Source organism: Stenotrophomonas hibiscicola ATCC 19867 (assembly GCF_000382065.1).
Classification (GTDB): Bacteria; Pseudomonadota; Gammaproteobacteria; order Xanthomonadales; family Xanthomonadaceae; genus Stenotrophomonas; species Stenotrophomonas hibiscicola.
In genome coordinates this window covers 199,159-217,069 of the sequence record NZ_KB907504.1, presented here as the reverse complement: position 1 = coordinate 217,069, position 17,911 = coordinate 199,159, and the positions used below count along the sequence as shown (strand labels likewise).

Annotated in this window: 14 protein-coding genes; 10 read left to right on the top strand and 4 right to left on the bottom strand. The window is 68.2% G+C overall.

Annotation, left to right across the window (positions count from 1 at the left end; genetic code table 11):
- Window positions 1–43: 43 nt before the first annotated feature.
- Window positions 44–3,730, bottom strand: coding sequence for an indolepyruvate ferredoxin oxidoreductase family protein (locus G370_RS0118685; RefSeq protein ID WP_019661951.1), 3,687 nt, complete (start codon window positions 3,728–3,730; stop codon window positions 44–46).
- Window positions 3,731–3,901: 171 nt separating this feature from the next.
- Between G370_RS0118685 and G370_RS0118680 the strand changes: the two genes are divergently transcribed.
- A complete protein-coding gene (locus G370_RS0118680; protein ID WP_019661950.1) occupies window positions 3,902–4,537 on the top strand; it encodes a tetratricopeptide repeat protein in 636 nt (211 codons plus the stop codon).
- 734 nt (window positions 4,538–5,271) lie between these two features.
- Here the strand turns inward: G370_RS0118680 and G370_RS0118675 are convergent.
- Window positions 5,272–6,756 (bottom strand): AAA family ATPase, encoded by a 1,485-nt coding sequence (locus tag G370_RS0118675; RefSeq protein WP_019661949.1) that lies wholly within the window; start codon window positions 6,754–6,756, stop codon window positions 5,272–5,274.
- 123 nt (window positions 6,757–6,879) lie between these two features.
- On the opposite strand from G370_RS0118675, the gene G370_RS0118670 reads away from it, so the two are divergent.
- From G370_RS0118670 to G370_RS0118630, 9 genes are all read left to right on the top strand, one after another.
- Window positions 6,880–7,509, top strand: a complete 630-nt coding sequence (locus tag G370_RS0118670) for a ParA family protein (RefSeq protein WP_010487235.1) — start codon at window positions 6,880–6,882, stop codon at window positions 7,507–7,509.
- A 49-nt stretch (window positions 7,510–7,558) separates the two neighbouring features.
- Complete coding sequence (locus tag G370_RS0118665; protein ID WP_019661948.1) at window positions 7,559–8,035, top strand: SixA phosphatase family protein; 477 nt, start codon at window positions 7,559–7,561, stop codon at window positions 8,033–8,035.
- 4 nt (window positions 8,036–8,039) lie between these two features.
- Entirely contained in the window at window positions 8,040–8,666 is a 627-nt protein-coding gene (locus tag G370_RS0118660; protein ID WP_019661947.1) for a YceI family protein, read from the top strand.
- On the top strand, window positions 8,663–10,714 hold the full coding sequence (locus G370_RS0118655; RefSeq protein ID WP_019661946.1) for a phospholipase D family protein: 2,052 nt from the start codon (window positions 8,663–8,665) through the stop codon (window positions 10,712–10,714). Before G370_RS0118660 ends, G370_RS0118655 begins: the two co-directional genes overlap by 4 nt.
- A 10-nt stretch (window positions 10,715–10,724) precedes the next feature.
- Window positions 10,725–11,159: a hotdog fold thioesterase gene (locus G370_RS0118650; RefSeq protein WP_019661945.1), complete on the top strand. Its 435-nt coding sequence runs from the start codon at window positions 10,725–10,727 to the stop codon at window positions 11,157–11,159.
- Between the two features lie 121 nt (window positions 11,160–11,280).
- Window positions 11,281–12,072, top strand: coding sequence for a lysophospholipid acyltransferase family protein (locus G370_RS0118645; protein WP_019661944.1), 792 nt, complete (start codon window positions 11,281–11,283; stop codon window positions 12,070–12,072).
- A gap of 52 nt (window positions 12,073–12,124) precedes the next feature.
- Complete coding sequence (locus tag G370_RS0118640) at window positions 12,125–13,114, top strand: YheT family hydrolase (RefSeq protein WP_026347255.1); 990 nt, start codon at window positions 12,125–12,127, stop codon at window positions 13,112–13,114.
- 56 nt (window positions 13,115–13,170) lie between these two features.
- Window positions 13,171–15,240, top strand: a complete 2,070-nt coding sequence (locus G370_RS0118635) for a tetratricopeptide repeat protein (RefSeq protein WP_026347254.1) — start codon at window positions 13,171–13,173, stop codon at window positions 15,238–15,240.
- A gap of 10 nt (window positions 15,241–15,250) precedes the next feature.
- Window positions 15,251–15,859 carry a YbhB/YbcL family Raf kinase inhibitor-like protein gene (locus G370_RS0118630; protein ID WP_019661941.1) on the top strand — a complete coding sequence of 203 codons (609 nt, stop codon included), beginning with the start codon at window positions 15,251–15,253 and terminating at the stop codon, window positions 15,857–15,859.
- A 155-nt stretch (window positions 15,860–16,014) separates the two neighbouring features.
- On the opposite strand, the gene G370_RS0118625 is transcribed toward G370_RS0118630, so the two are convergent.
- Together G370_RS0118625 and G370_RS0118620 are read right to left on the bottom strand one after the other, a co-directional pair.
- Entirely contained in the window at window positions 16,015–16,842 is an 828-nt protein-coding gene (locus tag G370_RS0118625) for an META and DUF4377 domain-containing protein (protein ID WP_019661940.1), read from the bottom strand.
- Window positions 16,843–16,915: 73 nt separating this feature from the next.
- Window positions 16,916–17,710: an undecaprenyl-diphosphate phosphatase gene (locus tag G370_RS0118620; RefSeq protein ID WP_026347253.1), complete on the bottom strand. Its 795-nt coding sequence runs from the start codon at window positions 17,708–17,710 to the stop codon at window positions 16,916–16,918.
- Window positions 17,711–17,911: the final 201 nt, after the last annotated feature.

The window sequence follows — 17,911 nt, the reverse complement described above, 5'->3', positions numbered from 1 at the left end:
GATGAATGCCGGGATGAATGCCGGCCAGCGGCCGGCACTACCATCAAGCCACCTGCACGATATGCAGCGCCTTCGGATTGCGCCACTGCGCCAGCAGGGCCGCTTCGCGCGCCTTGGCCTGCTCGAAATGCGCTTCCTTGACGTGGCCGAAGCCGCGGATGTGTTCGGGAATGCTGGCGATCTCCACCGCCAGCGCCAGGCGGTCGTCATCCAGGCCATCCAGCAGCACCTGCACAGTGGCCTCGTAATCACTGATCAGCTTGCGCTCCATGCGCCGCTCTTCGGTGCGGCCGAACACGTCGAAGCGGCCGCCACGCAGGAACTTCAGCTTCGCCAGCAAGCCAAACGCCTTGAACATCCACGGGCCGTATTCCTTCTTCAGCAACCGGCCCTGCTCGTCCTTCTTGGCGAACAGCGGCGGCGCCAGGTGGAAGCGCAGCTGATAGTCGCCCTCGAACTGCTGCTGCAGGCGTCGCTGGAAGTCGCCGCTGGTGTACAGGCGGGCCACTTCGTACTCGTCCTTGTAGGCCATCAGCTTGAACAGGTAGCGGGCCACCGTCTCGGTCAACGCGGTGGAGCCGCCGATACGCTCGACTTCGGTAGCGCGCACGCGTGCCACCAGATCACGGTAACGCGTGGCGTAGGCAGCATCCTGGTACTCGACCAGGAAGGCGGCGCGGCGCTCGATCATTTCATCCAGCGAGCGCGACAGGCGCGCGTCGTCCAGCGGCAGGAATGCCACGTCGCCACCGTGCGAGGGCAGGCCGCGCAGCTCGCGTTCGTCGCCGGTGTTGCGCGGTGCAGCGGTGGCGCCCCATTCGTTGCCCTCCCATTCGCCCGGCGGCAGCGGATGCAGCGGGCCCGGGGTGGATTCGGTATCGGTGTGGCGGTTGCGCACCAGGCCGGCGGCCTGCTGCACGGCCTGCGGATCGACCACGGCCAGGCGGCCCCAGGCGAAGGCCTGCTGGTTCATGGCCACCGCAGCGCCATTGAGCTCGATGGCGCGCATCAGCGACTCGAACGACAGCGGCACCAGGCCCTGCTGCCAGGCGTAGCCGAGGATGAACAGGTTGGCGGCGATGGCATCGCCCAGCAGCGCGGTGGCCAGCTGGGTGGCATCCAGCAGCAACGGCTCCTGGCCGCCCAGTGCCACACGCACACCGGCGATGATGTCGGCGGCGGGGAACTGCATGTCCGGGCGGGTGGTGAAGGTACCCGGCATCGCTTCGTAGGTGTTCAGCACCACCTGCGAACGGCCGGCACGCACCTTCGACAGCGCCCAGTAGTCGTTGACCACCACCATGTCGCAGCCCAGCACCAGGTCGGCTTCACCGGCGGCGATGCGCACGGCGTGGATGTCATCCGGGCGGCGTGCGATGCGGATGTGCGTGGTCACCGCGCCACCCTTCTGCGCCAGGCCGGTCTGGTCGAGCACGGTCGCGCCCTTGCCCTCCAGGTGGCCGGCCATGCCCAGCAGCGCGCCAATGGTCACCACGCCGGTACCGCCGACGCCGGTGATCAGGATGTTCCAGGGCTGCTCAAGCGTGCCGCGGATCGTCGGCGCCGGCAGGTTGTCCAGCAGCGTGGAGGCATCGCGCTTGCTGCCCTTGCGCGGCTGGCCACCGTGCACGGTGACGAAGCTCGGGCAGAAGCCGTTCACGCAGGAATAGTCCTTGTTGCAGTTGGACTGGTCGATCTCGCGCTTGCGCCCGAACTCGGTTTCCTTCGGCAGCACCGACACGCAGAAGCTCTTCTTGCCGCAGTCGCCGCAGCCTTCGCAGACCAGCGAATTGATCAGCACCCGCTTCTGCGGATCTTCCAGCTTGCCGCGCTTGCGGCGGCGACGCTTCTCGGTGGCGCAGGTCTGTTCGTAGATCAGGATCGAAACACCCTTCACTTCGCGCAGGCGCTTCTGCACCTCCTCCAGTTCGCTGCGGTCGTGGAACTCCACGTCGCTGGGGAAGTGTTCGCGCTGGCCGGTCCACTTGCCGATGTTGTCCGACAGCACCATGATGGTGTGGATGCCTTCGGCGCGCATCTGCTTTGCGATGTCCGGCACGCTCAGCGGGCCGTCCACCGGCTGGCCGCCGGTCATCGCCACCGCATCGTTGTAGAGGATCTTGTAGGTGATGTTGACGCCGGCGGCGACCGCCTGGCGGATCGCCAGCGAGCCGCTGTGGAAATAGGTGCCGTCGCCCAGGTTCTGGAACACGTGCGGGGTGTCGGTGAACGGCGCCTGCCCGGCCCAGGTCACGCCTTCGCCGCCCATGTGGGTGAAGGTGTCGGTGCTGCGGTCCATCCAGGTCACCATGTAATGGCAACCGATGCCGGCCAGCGCACGTGAACCTTCCGGCACCTGGGTGGAGGTGTTGTGCGGGCAGCCTGAGCAGTAGTGCGGCACGCGCGGGAAGCTGGCGCGCGGCAACGCAAGCTCGGCTTCCTTTTCCTGCATCCACTGCAGGCGCTGCTCAATCGACTCGTTGTTGAAGAACTTCTGGATGCGGCGACCGATCACGCCGGCGATGGTGGCCGGGGTCAGTTCACCGGTGGACGGCAGGATCCATTCGCCGCTTTCATCGTACTTGCCGACGATGGACGGGCGGTGGCCCCAGCTGGCCGGCCAGTTGAAGAACTGTTCCTTCATCTGGCGCTCGATGAAGGCACGCTTCTCCTCCACCACGATGATGTCTTCCAGGCCCTGCGCGAAGCGCGCGATGCCCTGCGGTTCCAGCGGCCAGGTCATGCCGACCTTGTACACGCGGATGCCGATGTCGGCGCACGCGGCTTCATCCAGGCCAAGGTATTCCAGCGCCTGCAGCACGTCCAGGTAGCTCTTGCCGGTGGTGACGATGCCCAGCCGCGCGCGCGGCGCGTCCATCACCACCTTGTCGATGCCGTTGGCGCGGGCGAACGCCTGTGCGGCCTTCACCGCATAGCGGTGCAGGCGCATCTCCTGGTCCAGCGGCGGGTCCGGCCAGCGGATGTTGAGGCCACCCGGGGGCATTTCGAAGTCTTCCGGCAGCACGATGCGGCGCGCCATCGGATCGACCTGCACCGAGGCCGACGATTCCACCGTCTCGGCAATGGTCTTGAAGCCGACCCAGCGGCCGGTGTAACGGCTCATCGCCCAGCCCAGCAGGCCCATGTCGAGGATGTCCTGCACGCCGGCGGGGTTGAGAACCGGCATCATCGCGCTGACGAATTCGTCTTCGCTGCCGTGCGGCAGGGTCGAACTGCGGCAGGCATGGTCATCGGCGGCCAGCGCCAGCACGCCGCCGTAGCGCGAGGTGCCGGCGGCATTGGCATGCTTGAACACGTCGCCGCAGCGGTCCACGCCAGGGCCCTTGCCGTACCACATGCCGAACACGCCCTGCACGTTGGCGCCGGGGAACAGGTTGGTCTGCTGCGTGCCCCACACCATGGTGGCGCCCAGGTCCTCGTTCAGGCCCGGGGTGAACTTCACCTTCGCCGCTTCAAGATGCTTGCGCGCGCGCCACAGTTCCAGGTCGAAGCCACCCAGCGGGCTGCCACGATAGCCGCTGACGAAGCCGGCGCTGTCGATGCCTTCGGCGGCATCGCGCAGGCGCTGCATCAGCGGCAGCCGCACCAGCGCCTGCACGCCACTCAGGTAGATCCGCCCCTCGTTGCGGGTGTACTTGTGGTCGAGCGTGTAGTCACGGTCGAGCAGGTCGGCGGAAGAGGGCGAAGTGAGTTGCGCGGTACTGGTCATGGCTGGCCCGGTAGGATCGGCTGGCACCGGCCGCGTGCACGCACGCAGCGGGAAAGGCGCGAATTGTAGCAGCGGGGCCGCGCAGGCCCCGGCACTCGCGCCCGTGGCGGTGCTGGGGTTAGGATCGGGGAGAGAGAGAGGGAGGCTGCAGTCGCGGCCTGGGGAGAAGGGATGTCAGTTCCAGGAAAGATCCTGGCCAGCGTGCTGCTGGCCTCGGGAGCGGCCACGGCGTGGGCCGCGCCGGCCATGCCGGCACCACAGGAGTTCTACTTCGACAATGACCCGGCGGCCACGCCGATGGTGGCGGTGCAGGGCGGGGGCGATGATCTGGTCGCCCAGCTGGTCAAGCTGCGTGAACGCGGCCGCCGTGCGGTCGAGGCCACGGTACAACTGGCCTCGGTGGCCGGTGCGCAGGGCCGTGGCGAGCTGGCCGAGCAGTTGTATGCCGAGGCGATGAAAGAGGCCCCGGCACAGAGCAGCAGTGGCCGCAGCGTGCGCTGGAACTACGGCTGGGACCTGCTGCGCCAGGGCAAGCCAGAGGCGGCGCTGGAACAGTGGCTGGCCTCGGCCGCCAATGCGCGTACCAAGCCGAGCTGGGTGCCGCCGACCTATGCGCTGGCATTGTGGCGGATGGGGCAGAAGCAGGAGGCGGTGCAGTGGTATGCGGCTGCGGTACGCACCGAGCCGACGCAGTGGAATACCACGGCCAACTATGCGCAGCTGCTGCCGCAGTGGCGCGAGGATGAGCGTGCGTCGCTGGCCGAAGTGCAGCAGGCCTGGGCGGCCGCACCGCCTGCCTGGCCCTGAGGGAGGAGGTTGCGCCGGGTTGCACCCGGCACCCGCAGAGGCAACAGCCGAAGCAACAGCAACAGCGGGCAATCCGCGGGATGGCGGGGCGGTGTGGGTTGGCAGGACACGCCGTAAACCCCCAGACCGGCCCAGCCGCTGGCGGCTGTGCGTTCGGGCGCTTGCGAAGCAGTGCTTCGCAAGCAAAGCGCCCTCACCCATGGGGGCTCGATGGCGCCTTGCTCGTGTGCGCTGTCCTGCGCACACGGCAAGACCGGGGTTGGGCGTCCTGCCCAACCCGCCCGAGGCATGCCTCGGGCCCATGGCGCCAACGGTCCTGCCAACCCACACCGCCCCACCCCTGACAGATCCCCGCTGCTGTTGGTAGGTGTCGACCTTGGTCGACACGGTAGATCCACGCCATGCGTGGATGAATCTGCATCGGAATCGACTATTCGATATTTGATCGAAGAGCAGCCGAGCGTGGGCTCGGCTCTACAAAAAAGCGGCCAGCCAACCGGTTCCGCTTTTGCTCTTGCTCTTCTTCTTTCTTCTGCGTGGCTGATCGCCCCCGGAAACTGTCAGAGGCCGGGCGGGATGGGTTCGCGGGCGTGTCCGCGGCATGGATGCCGCGGCCAAGCCCCCAGGGACGGGTTGACGGCGTCCCCCGCGAATCCATCCCGCCCGGCCAAGCGCGGCTTTTGATGTTCACGGTCAACCAGCCGCCACGAGGGGCTGCGCCGTTCGCTGGAAACTCAGTCGTCCGCGGAAACCGTCCGTCCCGACGCCCACGCCCGCAATGCCTCCACCTGCTCGGCCATCAGCACCGACAGCGGCCGCGTGGCGCGGATCTCGTTCATCAGCAGCTCGGTGTCCAGCGGCCGGCCTTCGGCGTGCGCTGCATACAGCCCGGCCACGATCGCCTGCTCGATCTCCGCGCCGGAGAAACCATTGGCCGCAGCCGCCAGCGCCGGCAGCGCGAAGTCGTCGCCATTGAGCTGGCGCCGGCCCAGGTGCAGCCGCAGCAGTTCCACGCGCACGTCAGGCGAAGGCAGGTCAACGAAGAAGATCTCGTCGAAGCGGCCCTTGCGCAGCAGCTCGGCCGGCAGCTCGTGCACCTGGTTGGCGGTGGCGACGATGAACACCGGCGCCTTGCGCTCGGCCATCCAGGTCAGCAGGTAGCCGAGTACACGGCGTGATACGCCACCGTCCTCGCCACCACTGGCCAGGCCCTTCTCGATCTCGTCCATCCACAGCACGCAGGGTGCCAGCTGCTCGGCCGAGGCCAGTGCCTGGCGCAGGTTGGCCTCGGTCTCGCCGTGGTACTTGTTGTACAGCGCGCCCACGTCCAGGCGCAGCAGCGGTACACCGAAGCCGGCGGCGGTGGCCTTGGCCAGCATCGACTTGCCGCAGCCCTGCACGCCCAGCAGCAACATGCCGCGCGGCGGGTCCAGTCCGGCCGGCGCCGAGCCGGCGATGAAGGCCACGCGCCGCTGGTTGATCCAGCGCTTGAGCCGGTTGGCGCCGGCCACATCGCCGAAGCGCGCGCTGTCATGCTCGAAGAACAGGTGGCCGCTGCGGTTGAGCAGCTCGAACTTCAGCCGTGCCAGCTGCGGCAGGTCGTCGTCGCGCAGCGCGCCATCGGCGTAGATCAGCTGGCGCGCGATGCGCCGGGCATCGACCAGGCTCAGGCCCTGCAGGTTCTTCAGGATCTTCTTCACCGCCTCGCTGTCGACTTCGACCCGGCGGCCGCCGTGCTCGCGCGCATAGGCGTCGGCCTCTTCGCGCAGCATCTTCAACAGGGCGTTGGCATCAGGCAGGCGCGGGTTGAAGCGCACCGCCAACGCTTCCAGCTCGGCCGGCAGCTCCACCTTGGCACCGATCAGCACCAGCACATGCGGCTCGCTGTGGCGGCGCTGGATCAGGTCGCGCAGGGCGCGCTGATGGCTGGCATAGCCCAGGTACGGGTGGAAATCGAGCAGCAGGTAGACCCCGCGCTGGTCGGCCTGGCGGATCATCTGCAGGGCCGCGCTGGCATCGGGTGGCCCGACCGGCGGGTCTTCGCTGTCCAGGTCGATGCGGCGCAGGCCCTCGGTGATCGACCAGCGGTGCAGCGCCCGCCATACGTGCATCAGCGTCTGCCGGAACAGCTCGACGATGCGACCCTCGTCCTGGGTCTCGATCACGATCAGTGGGGTATTGGCGCGGATCAACGCGCTCAGGTCCTGCAGTTCGCTCATGCCGGTTCGATCCTTCGGGAGCGCCACGATAGCAAAGGCGATGGCCGCTGGTTCAGCACGACGCTACCTCCCGCCACCATCGCCGGTGTACGCTCGGGGAACGTACCCGGAAGCGAGGCTGGCATGAAGACGATCCTGGTGGCCGGTTCCAAGGGCGGGGTGGGCAAGACCACCGTCGCCACCCACCTGGCCGCGTACGCGGCATTGCAGGGCAAGGCCACGGTGATTGCCGATGCCGACCCGCAGGGCTCCAGCACCCGCTGGGCACAACGCCGTGCCGGGCTGGAAAGTGCGGTGCTGCCGATCGACGTATATCGGAAGAAGCAGTGGGCGCAGAAGCTGCCCGACGGTACCGACACCGTCATCATCGATGCGCCGGCCGGCGCCCTGGCCGACGATATTCCCCATTTCCTCGACGCTGCCGACGCGGTGGTGGTGCCGGTGCTGCCCTCGGCGCTGGATATCGAAGCCATCGTCGGTTTCCTCAACAGCCTGGCCCAGAACCCGCGCGTGCACAGCCGCAAGCTGCCAGTGGGTCTGGTGCTCAACCGTACCAAGCCCTGGACCCAGACCTCGCAGCAGGCGCTGCAGATGCTGGGTGAATGGCCGTACCCGGTGGTCGCGCAGCTGCGCGACAGCCAGAGCTATGTGGTCATGACCGGCCTTGGCCGCAGCCTGTTCGACTACCGCTCGGCCCAGGTGCGCGAGCACCAGGCCGATTGGGAGCCGCTGCTGTCCTGGCTGAAGCTTTGATGCCTGCATCACCCTTCCTGCTGCATCCTCTTCTTCATGGAAACCCGCGATGCGTGAATTGATCCTGCTGCGCCATGCCCATGCCGAGCCGGCGACCCCCGGCCAGGCCGACCTCGACCGGCCGTTGTCGCCGGTGGGGCTGGCCGAAGCCGAAGCCGCCGGCAAGTGGCTGAAGGAGAACAACCTGCTGCCGGACTGCGTGCTGTGCTCGCCGGCGCGACGTACCCGTGAGACCCTGGAAGCGGTGATGACGGCCATCGGCTATGTCGAGAAGCGCCTGGAAGACCGGATCTACGAAGCCACCCCGGGCACCCTGGCGGCGCTGGTGGACGAGCGTCGCGACCTGGACCGGGTGCTGATCGTGGGCCACAACCCGGGCCTGGAGCAGCTGGTGGCCCTGATGACCGACGGCACCAGCAGCGACTACCGCGGCATGCCGCCGGCCGGCATTGCCGTGCTCGGCTTCCCGCGCGAGGCTTCGATCGAGCCGGGCGTGGCCAGCCTGAACGCGTTCTGGTGGCCGTGATCCAATGAGTCTGGCGCGGCGCAGCCGCTTTCTGCTGCCCGTGCTGCTGGCTTCCGGCGCGGCCTGGCCTGCCGCGCCTCCTCCGCCAACGCCAACGCCCCTGCCGCCGGTGGTCGCCGAAGCGCATCGGGTCCTGCGCCTGGACACCCAACGCTCGCAGATCGGTTTCGAGGTGCGCACCCGCTTCGGCCAGCGCATCGAAGGTGTGTTCCCGCACTTCGAGGGCCGCATCGAGATCCTCTCCGATGGCCGCCACCAGGTGCACCTCAAGATGTTCACGCGCTCGGTCGAGATCCCCGGCAAGGCGCGCTATACCGGCTGGATGCGCGGCGAGGAATTCTTCGACGCGGGCCGCCACCCGGTGGTCGAGTTCGACTCGCTGCCGTACTGGCCGGAGACCGTGGAAGAGGGGGGTGACATCAACGGCCGGCTGACCCTGCGCGGGGTCAGCCATCCCGAGAAGCTGAGGGTGGAGAAGGCGGAGTGCGCCCGACCCGGCTATGATTGCGACGTCGTCAGCCGCGGTACCGTGCAGCGAGGCCGGTATGGAATGGACAGCTGGCAGCTTGCCTTGAGTGATCGTGTGACCTTCGTATTGCGAGCGCGCCTGAGCGAGGCGCCGAAACCGTGAACCTCCTGCTGCGTGCACTGGCGCTGGCAACCGTGTTGCTGGGCAGCGGTTGTGCATCGCTGTCCAATACCGAGCGCGACCGCGCCGAAGCGATCGCCGTGCAGGCGCGCTCGACCCAGGTCGACTGCCAGCGCGCCGACCGCTGCGCGCAGGACTCGCCGCTGCGGGCGCTGGCCGGCCGGGCGTTCACCGAATCCACCCCGGAGCAGCCGCGCCACTACGCCACCCTGCTGGACGAGGGAGAAGGCGCCCTGGTGGCGCGGCTGAACCTGTTGCGCAGCGCCACCCGCAGCATCGACCTGCAGACCTACATCTTCGACAAGGACGACAGCGCCCGGCTGGTCATCGACGAACTGCTGGCTGCATCGCGGCGCGGGGTGAAGGTGCGGGTGCTGATCGACCAGCTCTCGGCGATCTCCGACCTGCAGATCCTCGGCGCGCTGTCCGGCGCCCACCAGAACTTCCAGCTGCGGGTCTACAACCCGACGTTCGGCAAGGCCCGGCTGAATTACTTCGACTATGCCGGCAGCGTGCTGTGCTGCTTCCGGCGCTTCAACCAGCGCATGCACAACAAGCTGCTGGTAATCGACGACGCAATCGGCGTGGTCGGAGGCCGCAACTACCAGGACGACTACTACGACTGGGACCGCGAGTACAACTTCCGCGACCGCGACGTGCTGATTGCCGGCCCCGAGGCGCGTGCGATGGCGGCCAACTTCGATGCCTTCTGGCGTGCCCAGCGCAGCGTGCCGGCCGAGCGCCTGAATGATGTCGGCCGCACCCTGCTGCGCGAGGGCGTGCCGGCGCTGCCCCCCGCCACGTTCCGCCGCCCGGAACGGGTGCAGCGGGTCAGTGCCGAAGCCAATGACATGGACTTCGTCACCCGTTCCTTCGTGGATACCGCGCTGCCGGTGGCCTCGGTGCGCTATGTCGCCGACCTGCCGCGCAAGCACCGGCGCGAGAAGGCCGATGCCCCGCTGGCCGGCCAGCACGTGACCGAGCCCCAGCTGGATGCGCTCATTGCCGGTGCGCAGAAGGAAGTGATCCTGCAGACGCCGTACCTGGTGCTGTCCAAGCCCGCGCAGAAGCTGTTCCGCGAGCTGCGCAAGCGCCCGCAGCCACCGCGCGTGGTGGTGTCGAGCAACAGCCTGGCGGCCACCGACAATCCCATCGTGTATGCGCTGTCGTACAAGTACAAGCGGCGCAACATGCGCGAACTGGGCTTCAACATCTTCGAATACAAGCCGTTCCCGCTGGATGCGCCGGTTGATTACCGCAACCTGCTGCCCGACCCGATCGCCGCCCCCGGGGCAGACGACGACGGCGGCCGCAACCCGCTGATCGGCGGCAGCGCCGCCGGCAGCAATGCCGGGGGGGGCAGCGAGGGGGACCGGGCAACAACGCGCAGGCAGGCAGTGGTGAGTCATCCGCGTACCGGCAGTGCCTACCAGAACGCGCGCGAACGCCGCCGCGCGGCCGGCAGCGAGGTGGAAACGCGCCTGCTGCGCACCGAAACGCGGCCCTCGTTCCTGGGCAGCAAGGCGGTCAACAAGCCATTGCCGGTCACCCGCAAGGGCGCGCGCATGGGCCTGCACGCCAAGTCGCTGGTGGTCGACCGCCGCATCGGCGTGGTCGGCACCCACAACTTCGATCCGCGCAGCGAGAACTACAACACCGAAGGCGCGGTGATCATCGATGATCCGGTGTTTGCCGAGCAGCTGGCCGAGAGCATCCTGCGCGATACCCATCCGCAGAACTCCTGGACGGTGGCGCCGCGGGCCAAGCCGCCGGTGCTGTCGGGGCTGAACTACAGCGTCGGCAAAGCCTCCGAAGCGCTGCCGATCCTCGACTTCTGGCCATGGCGCTATGCCACCGACTACGAGTTCAAGCCCGGCCCGGACTGCCCGCAGCCGCTGCCACGGCAGGACCCGGAGTTCCATCGCTGCTACGTTGCCGTCGGCGACTTCCCCGAAGTCAACGTCGGCCCGAAGTGGCTGCTGGTGCGCATGCTGACCGCATTCGGTGCCGGCCTCGTTCCCATTCTCTGAAGGTGACCGCATGACCCAGGTGTTCCGCGAAGCCGTTTCCCTCGAGCAGCTCAATGCGCTCAGCCGCAACACGGCGATCGAATCCCTGGGCATCGTCTTCAGCGCAGCGGGCGAAGACTGGCTGCAGGCCACCATGCCGGTGGACCAGCGCACCCGCCAGCCCTACGGCATCCTGCACGGCGGGGCCTCGGTGGTGCTGGCCGAGACGCTGGGCAGCAGCGCCGGCAACCTGTGCGTGGATACCGCAAAGCAGGTCTGCGTGGGCCTGGAGATCAATGCCAACCACTTGCGGGCGGTGCGCTCGGGGATTGTCACCGGCACCGCCCGCGCACTGCATGTGGGCCGCAGCACCCAGCTGTGGGAGATCCGCATCGAGGACGAGCAGGGTCGCCTGGTATGCATTTCGCGGCTGACCCTGGCGGTGGTGGCGGCCGGCCACGGTTGAGCCCCCGGTCGGGCGTGTTGACGACGGCAGAACCCAGCGTTCCCCACCGATTGCCCCGGTCAATGGCCGTTATGGCCTAAATCGGCTGGCAGCTGCTGCGACGCTCCGGTATCGTGCGCGGATGACTTCCCCCACTCCGGCCCCCCGTGGCGGCGTGGCGCGTGTGTGCCGTTACCTGTACCGCGTACCGCTGCTGTTGGTCCACATCACCGTGTTCCTGCCGCTGATCCTGATCGGCATGCTTCCGCCGTGGGGCGAGCTGCGCGTGGGCGAGGATACCCTCGGGGCGAAGGTGGTGAACTGGTGGCAGGGGGGCCTGATGTGGATCTTCGGCTTCCGCCTGGTGCAGATGGGCGCGCCGCTGCCCGGTGCCGTGCTGTTCGTGGCCAACCATGTCAGCTGGGTGGACATCTGCATCCTGCACAGCCAGCGCATGATGGGCTTCGTCGCCAAGCGCGAAATCGCCAGCTGGCCCCTGGTCGGCTGGCTCGCTGCGCGCGGGCAGACCATCTTCCACCAGCGTGGCAACACCGAGTCGCTGGGCGGGGTGATGCAGGTGATGGCCGATCGCCTGCGTGGCGGCAAGGCAGTGGGCGTGTTCCCGGAAGGGCGCACCCGCGGTGGCCACGAAGTGGGGCCGTTCCATGCCCGCATCTTCCAGGCCGCGGTTGAAACCGGCGTTCCGGTGCAGCCGGTGGCGCTGGTCTATGGGCTCAAGGGTGACGCACAGACCATCGTGGCATTCGGCCCCGGCGAGAGCTTCTTCGCCAATTTCCTGCGCCTGCTCGGTGAGCCGGCGCGGCGTGCGGAAGTGCACTTCCTGGCACCGATCGGTGCACAGGACCTGGAAGGCCGTCGGCGCATCGCGGAGACCTCGCGCGCGCGCATCGTGGCGGCCATGAGCACCGGTTGAGGGCACGGTGGCCCTGGTTCCGCCACCTGTCCTGGACGCCGGTACGCCGACGTTGCATGCGGCTGACTACCAGCCGCCGCGCTGGCTGCGCAACCCGCACCTGCAGTCGATGCTCAGCTCCAGCCGCATGCGCCTGCAGCGCGGCCTGCTGCTGCTGGCGGCCACCGGCGCGGTCAGCGAAGAGCTGATCCTCGACGGCGGCGATGGCGTGCGCCTGCAGGGCTGGCACAGCCATGTCGAAGGCCGCGAACCCAAGGGCATGGCCCTGCTGCTGCATGGCTGGGAGGGCAGTGCCGAATCCAGCTACATGCGCATGGCGGCCGCGCGCATGATCGAACAGGGTTTCGATGTCGTGCGCCTGAACTTCCGCGACCACGGCAACACCCATCACCTGAACCCCGGCATCTTCCACTCCAACCTGATCGATGAAGTGGTGCATGCCGCAGGAGACATCGCCCAGCGCTGGCCGCAGCTGCCGCTGGTGGCGGCCGGCTACTCACTGGGCGGCAATTTCGTGCTGCGCCTGGCCCTGCGCGCGCCGGCCGCCGGCGTGCCGCTGCTGCGCGTGGCCTCGGTGTGCCCGGTGCTGGACCCGGGGCTGACCATGGAGAGCATCGAGAATGGTCCGGCAATGTACGATTGGTACTTCCGACGCAAATGGGCCGGCTCGCTGCGCCGCAAGCGCGATCTGTTCCCCGAGCTGAGCGACTGCGACGACCGCGTGTTGAAGCTGGATATCCGTGCGCTGACCGCCTGGTTGGTTGAACGGCATACCAGCTTTGGCTCGCTGCAGGCCTATTTCGATGGCTACTCGATTGCCGGTGACCGCCTGTCGGCCCTGCAGGTGCCGGCCGACATCCTGATGGCGCAGGACGACCCGGTGATTCCCTATGCGACCTTCAGCGACTGGCAGCTGCCGCGCCACGCGCGCCTGGAGACCGCCTGCTGGGGAGGCCACTGCGGTTTCCTGGAAAACTGGCGGGGCGACGGCTTCTCCGAACGGTGGGTGGCGCAGCGCCTGCAGCGGGTGCTGGCGGGCTGAACCGGCACCGGCGCGTGGACCGCTACAATGCGGGTTTGCACTCGAACCGGACCGCCATGCAAGACCAGATCATCCAAGCGTTGCGCCAGAACCAGGCCGACCAGGCCGTGCAGCTGGCCCAGGCGTGGACCCGTGACGAACCCGGCCAGGCCGGGGCCCACCGCTGGCTGGCGCTTGCGCTGCAGCAGCAGGGCAAGGCCGAAGATGCCATGGAGGCCCTGCAGCAGGCATTGCAGCTGGCCCCCGATGATGCCCAGCTGCACCTGCAGCACGCTGGCCTGCTGCTTGCCCTGCGCCAGTACCAGGGCGCGGACGAGGCACTGGCGCGCACCACCGGCCTCGACCCGAATTCCTTCGCCGCCTACCTGATGCAGGCGCACCTGGCGGTTGGCCGCAATGACTTCGACGAGGCACAACGCCTGTCCACCCTGGCCTCGCGCGTGGAGCCGGACCACCCCGAGCTGCTGACCATCGACGGCATGATCGCGCTGCGCCGCGATGACCCGGACCGTGCGCTGGTGCTGCTGTCGGCAGCCAACAAGGCCCAGCCGAATGACACCCGCGTGCTCTATGCGCTGGGCTTTGCCTACCTTGGCAAGGACATGCTGGCATTCGCCGAGCAGGCGTTCCGCCGCGTGCTGGAACTGAACCCGGCCATCAGCTCGCTGCATGGCCTTGTGGTGCAGCTGGCGCTGCGCCAGGGCAACGTGCCGGCGGCGGCCGAAGCCATGGAGGTGGCCCTGCGGCAGCCGGAGCTGGACGTGCCGGCGATGCGGCGCCTGGCCGGTGAGCTGGCGTTGCGCAACGGCCAGCCGCTGCAGGCGCTGGACCATCTGCTGCCCTTGCTGGAAGCGATCCCCGATGACCGCCAGCTGCTGCAGCTGCTGCTGATGTCCTGGCAGCGCCTTGGCCGCGAAGACGAGGCGCGTGCACGCCTCGACGCTGCCCTGGAGCAGCACCCGCAGCTGCATGATCTGTGGCTGGCGCGCCTGGCCGTGGAAGAAGTTGGCAGCCCCGCTGCCGCGGCGACCGTTGAACGCTGGATGGACGCCATGCCGGGCCACCTGCCGGCGCTGGAAGCACGCCTGCGCCTGCACGACATGGTGGGCGAGCACGAGCAGGCCGAAGCCATTGCCGAGCGTATCGTCAGCATTGAACCGGGGCGTGTCAGTGGCGAAACCCGCCTGGTTGAAGGGTTGCTGCAGCGTGATCCGCCTGCTGCAGTGGCCCGCGTGCAGGCGCTGGTCGAGCAGGCGCCGGAAGCGCATCGCGCCGATCTGCGCACCTGGATGGGCGAGATCCAGGACCGTGCCGGCCAGCCGCAGGAGGCCCTGCGTACCTGGCTGTCGCTGCAGGCCGACCAGGCCCCGCAACGCCTGCCGCTGCCACCGCAGGCCAAGTCTCCGCCAAGCTGGCCGGAGAAGGGTGAGATTGACGGCAACACCAGTTCCGCGCCGATCTTCCTCTGGGGCGCGCCGGGCTCGGGCGTGGAGCGCGTGGCGACCGGCCTGGCGGCCGCCAGCCCGGTGCTGCGCAGCGACCGCTACACCAGCAACCCGCCCGACGATGCGTTCCAGAACTACAACACGCTGCAGGATCTCGCTTCGGGCGTACTGACGCCGGAGCGGCTGGTGCAGCGTTGGCGCGAACAGCTGCCGGCGCGTGGCCTGCAGAGCGATACCGTCATCGACTGGCTGCTGTGGTGGGACAACGCCCTGCTGTGGGCGTTGCGCCCGCAGCTGCCGCAGGGGCGACTGGTGCTGGTGCTGCGTGATCCGCGCGACATGCTGCTGGACTGGGTGGCCTACGGTGCCGCCGCGCCGCTGGCGATGACCTCGCTGGCCGAAGCCAGTGAATGGCTGACCCGCGCGCTGAACCAGATTGCCACGCTGCATGAGGAAGACCTGTACCCCCACGTGCTGCTGCGCATCGACCAGGTCGGCAACGATCCGCAGGCGATGGCCGAACTGCTGGGCCGCCTGTTCGAGCGGCCGATGCCGCCGGCGGCGCAGTTGGGCGCGCCGCGCTTCCCGCCCGGCCACTGGCGCAACTACCGCGACGTGATGAGCGCCGCCTTCGCCCAGCTCACCCCGGTTGCGGTGCGCCTGGGTTACCCGGAAGAGTGAGGAGATCCTGATGCAGCTGACCAGTAACAGCCTGACCAATGGCGCACCGATTGATCGTGAGTTCGCCGCCGGCGACGCCAACGGTTTCGCCCCGGACCGCAACCCGCACCTGGCCTGGAGCGGGGCGCCGGCCGGCACCCGTTCGTTCCTGCTGGTATGCGTGGACCCGGACGTACCGACCGTGCCGGAGACGGTTGGCCGCAGCGACATGAGCGTGCCGCGCGACCAGCCGCGCTGCGATTTCGTGCACTGGGTGATGGCCGATATCCCGGCCACGGTGCAGGAGATCGCCGCTGGCAGCTGCAGCGACGGCTTCGTGGTGAAGGGAAAGCCCACCCCGGCCGGTCCGGCCGGCAGCCGCCAGGGCCTGAACGACTTCACCGGCTGGTTTGCGGGCAACCCGGACATGGCCGGTGATTACCTGGGCTATGACGGCCCGTATCCGCCGTTCAACGACGAGCGCATGCACCGCTACTTCTTCCGGGTATTCGCGCTGGACGTGGCGTCGCTGGACCTGCCGCGGCGCTTCAGCGCCGCCGACGCGTACCGCGCCATGCACGGCCACGTGCTGGCCGAAGCCGCACTGCACGGCACCTACACGTTGAACCCGGCGCTGTAACCGCAACCCCGGTAGCGCCGGCCGCGGGCCGGCGTTGCTTTCGGTAGCGTCGAGCCATGCTCGGCTGCTTTTCCCGATAGACAGCAGCCGAGCATGGGCTCGGCTCTACAACGCACAACGAAGAAGGGCGGCCTCTCGGCCGCCCTTCCATCGTTTTATTTCTTCTCGATGGCCGACTCGACCACCATGTCCAGCACGTACGCCTGCGACGGCGCATCGGCCGGCGGGTTCTTCACCTCGTAGCGCTTCACGCGCACCACGTTGCGCACGCCGTCTTCGTGGGTGTAGCCCTCGATGGTGCCGTAGAAGTTCTCGAACTTGCCCGGCTCGCCCTGCTTCAGGCCCTTGTCGTCGAACTTCACTTCACGCACCTGCAGGCACTGGTAGTCCGGGATCAGCGGGTGCGAGCACTTCTCGGTCTTCGCGGCCACTTCCAGGAACACGGTTTCGCCGGCGCCGCCGTAACGGGTTTCAGCGGTCGGTTCCGGGTTGAAGACCAGCGTGTCGCCCTTGGCGGTGGTCAGGGTCAGCTTGCCATCAGCGTCCTGCTCGGCCTTCAGTTCGCCCTGCAGGCGGCTCGACACGGCCTCGTCCAGCGCCATCAGCGCCTTGTCGGTGCAGGCCATCATGGTCGAGGCCATCGCGCTGACGGCCAGCTTGCCAGCGTCGAAGGTGTAACCACCGCCCATGCGGTTGCAGGTGTTGCTGACCGACAGGCGGCCGTCAGCGAAGTCGAGGGTGACCGGCTTGTCCTGGCGGGCGAACAGCGCGTCGATGCGCTTGCCGTCGGCGCCGGTGGCCTGCTGCAGCAGCCAGTGCTGGCTCTGCAGGCGCTGCGCGTCCAGATGCGCCAGCGTCTGCTGGTCCGCTGCCTTGGCCGCGGCCGGGGCCACGTCATCGCCGCCCGTGCCGGCCGGGGCCGGGGTCTGGCTGCACGCGGCCATCAGGGCCAGCGGGAGGAGCAGGGTGAGCTTGCGGTTCATGGTGATTCTCCTTGGGGAACCGTGGGGGAAACGGGGTGGGGCCGGCATTGGGGTTACCGTGCCCTGGTGCTGTTCAGCTGCCGGAGGGCAACCACAGCAGCAGCGCCGCGCCCAGCGCGATGCGGTAGAGGGCGAAGGCCGTGAACCTGTGCGACTTGATGTAGCCCATCAGCCACTTCACTACGACGAAGCCGGTGACGGCCGCGGCAAGGAAGGCCACGCCCACCTCGGTCCAGTTCTCGCTGCCCAGCTGCCCGGCCTTGGCCATTTCCAGGAAGGTGTAGGCGCTGGCGGCGAACATGGTGGGAATGCCGACCAGGAACACGAACTCGGCGGCAGCGGCGCGACGGCTCAGGCCCAGCAGCATGGCCAGGAAGATCGCCGAGGCCGAGCGCGAGGTACCGGGGAACACGCCGGCCACGACCTGCGCCAGGCCCACGCCGATCGCCACTGTCCAGGTCACCTGGTCGCGGTCGGGCAGGCGCGCGGTGTAGGCCTCCACCAGCAGCATCCAGACACCGCCGATGATCAGCGCCCAGGCCACAGGACTGACCGTCTCCGGCAGCGACCAGCCGGCTTTGCGTACCACCAGGCCGACCACGGCGGTGACCAGGAACGCAGCCCCCAGCTTGAATACATACTCCCGGTTCTCACGCTGGTTGAAGCCGGTGGCCAGCTGCAGCAGGCGCTGGCGGAACACCAGCACCACCGCGACGATCGCGCCGGCCTGGATGACGATGTTGAAGAAGTCCGAGCGGGCACCCAGCCAGTGCTGGGCAATGAGCAGATGGCCGGTGCTGGAGATCGGCAGGAATTCGGTCAAGCCTTCGAGGATGCCCAGCAGCAGGGCAGAGAGCAGGTCGGACATGGACGGTGCGGGCACGCGCGGCAGGAAGGAAGAAGGTCGAGAGGATAGACGATCCCTGCTGCACCAAACGGGTGCGCCTGCTGCCGACTGCACCCGTTTGGTGCGCGCTGTTCCGCACCGGTGCGGGGCGGGCTTAGGGAAATCAACGACTTGCGGGTCGCAAAAAGTTGGCACGGTCATTGCTGTACCTCAGCAGGCATT

Bases quoted from the DNA above. Each gene is read 5' to 3' on its own strand.
- G370_RS0118625 (WP_019661940.1), bottom strand. From the start codon at position 16,842: ATGAACCGCAAGCTCACCCTGCTCCTCCCGCTGGCCCTGATGGCCGCG.
- G370_RS0118620 (WP_026347253.1), bottom strand. From the start codon at position 17,710: ATGTCCGACCTGCTCTCTGCCCTGCTGCTGGGCATCCTCGAAGGCTTG.
- G370_RS0118685 (WP_019661951.1), bottom strand. From the start codon at position 3,730: ATGACCAGTACCGCGCAACTCACTTCGCCCTCTTCCGCCGACCTGCTC.
- G370_RS0118670 (WP_010487235.1), top strand. From the start codon at position 6,880: ATGAAGACGATCCTGGTGGCCGGTTCCAAGGGCGGGGTGGGCAAGACC.
- G370_RS0118645 (WP_019661944.1), top strand. From the start codon at position 11,281: ATGACTTCCCCCACTCCGGCCCCCCGTGGCGGCGTGGCGCGTGTGTGC.
- G370_RS0118680 (WP_019661950.1), top strand. From the start codon at position 3,902: ATGTCAGTTCCAGGAAAGATCCTGGCCAGCGTGCTGCTGGCCTCGGGA.
- G370_RS0118630 (WP_019661941.1), top strand. From the start codon at position 15,251: ATGCAGCTGACCAGTAACAGCCTGACCAATGGCGCACCGATTGATCGT.
- G370_RS0118675 (WP_019661949.1), bottom strand. From the start codon at position 6,756: ATGAGCGAACTGCAGGACCTGAGCGCGTTGATCCGCGCCAATACCCCA.
- G370_RS0118660 (WP_019661947.1), top strand. From the start codon at position 8,040: ATGAGTCTGGCGCGGCGCAGCCGCTTTCTGCTGCCCGTGCTGCTGGCT.
- G370_RS0118650 (WP_019661945.1), top strand. From the start codon at position 10,725: ATGACCCAGGTGTTCCGCGAAGCCGTTTCCCTCGAGCAGCTCAATGCG.
- G370_RS0118665 (WP_019661948.1), top strand. From the start codon at position 7,559: ATGCGTGAATTGATCCTGCTGCGCCATGCCCATGCCGAGCCGGCGACC.
- G370_RS0118635 (WP_026347254.1), top strand. From the start codon at position 13,171: ATGCAAGACCAGATCATCCAAGCGTTGCGCCAGAACCAGGCCGACCAG.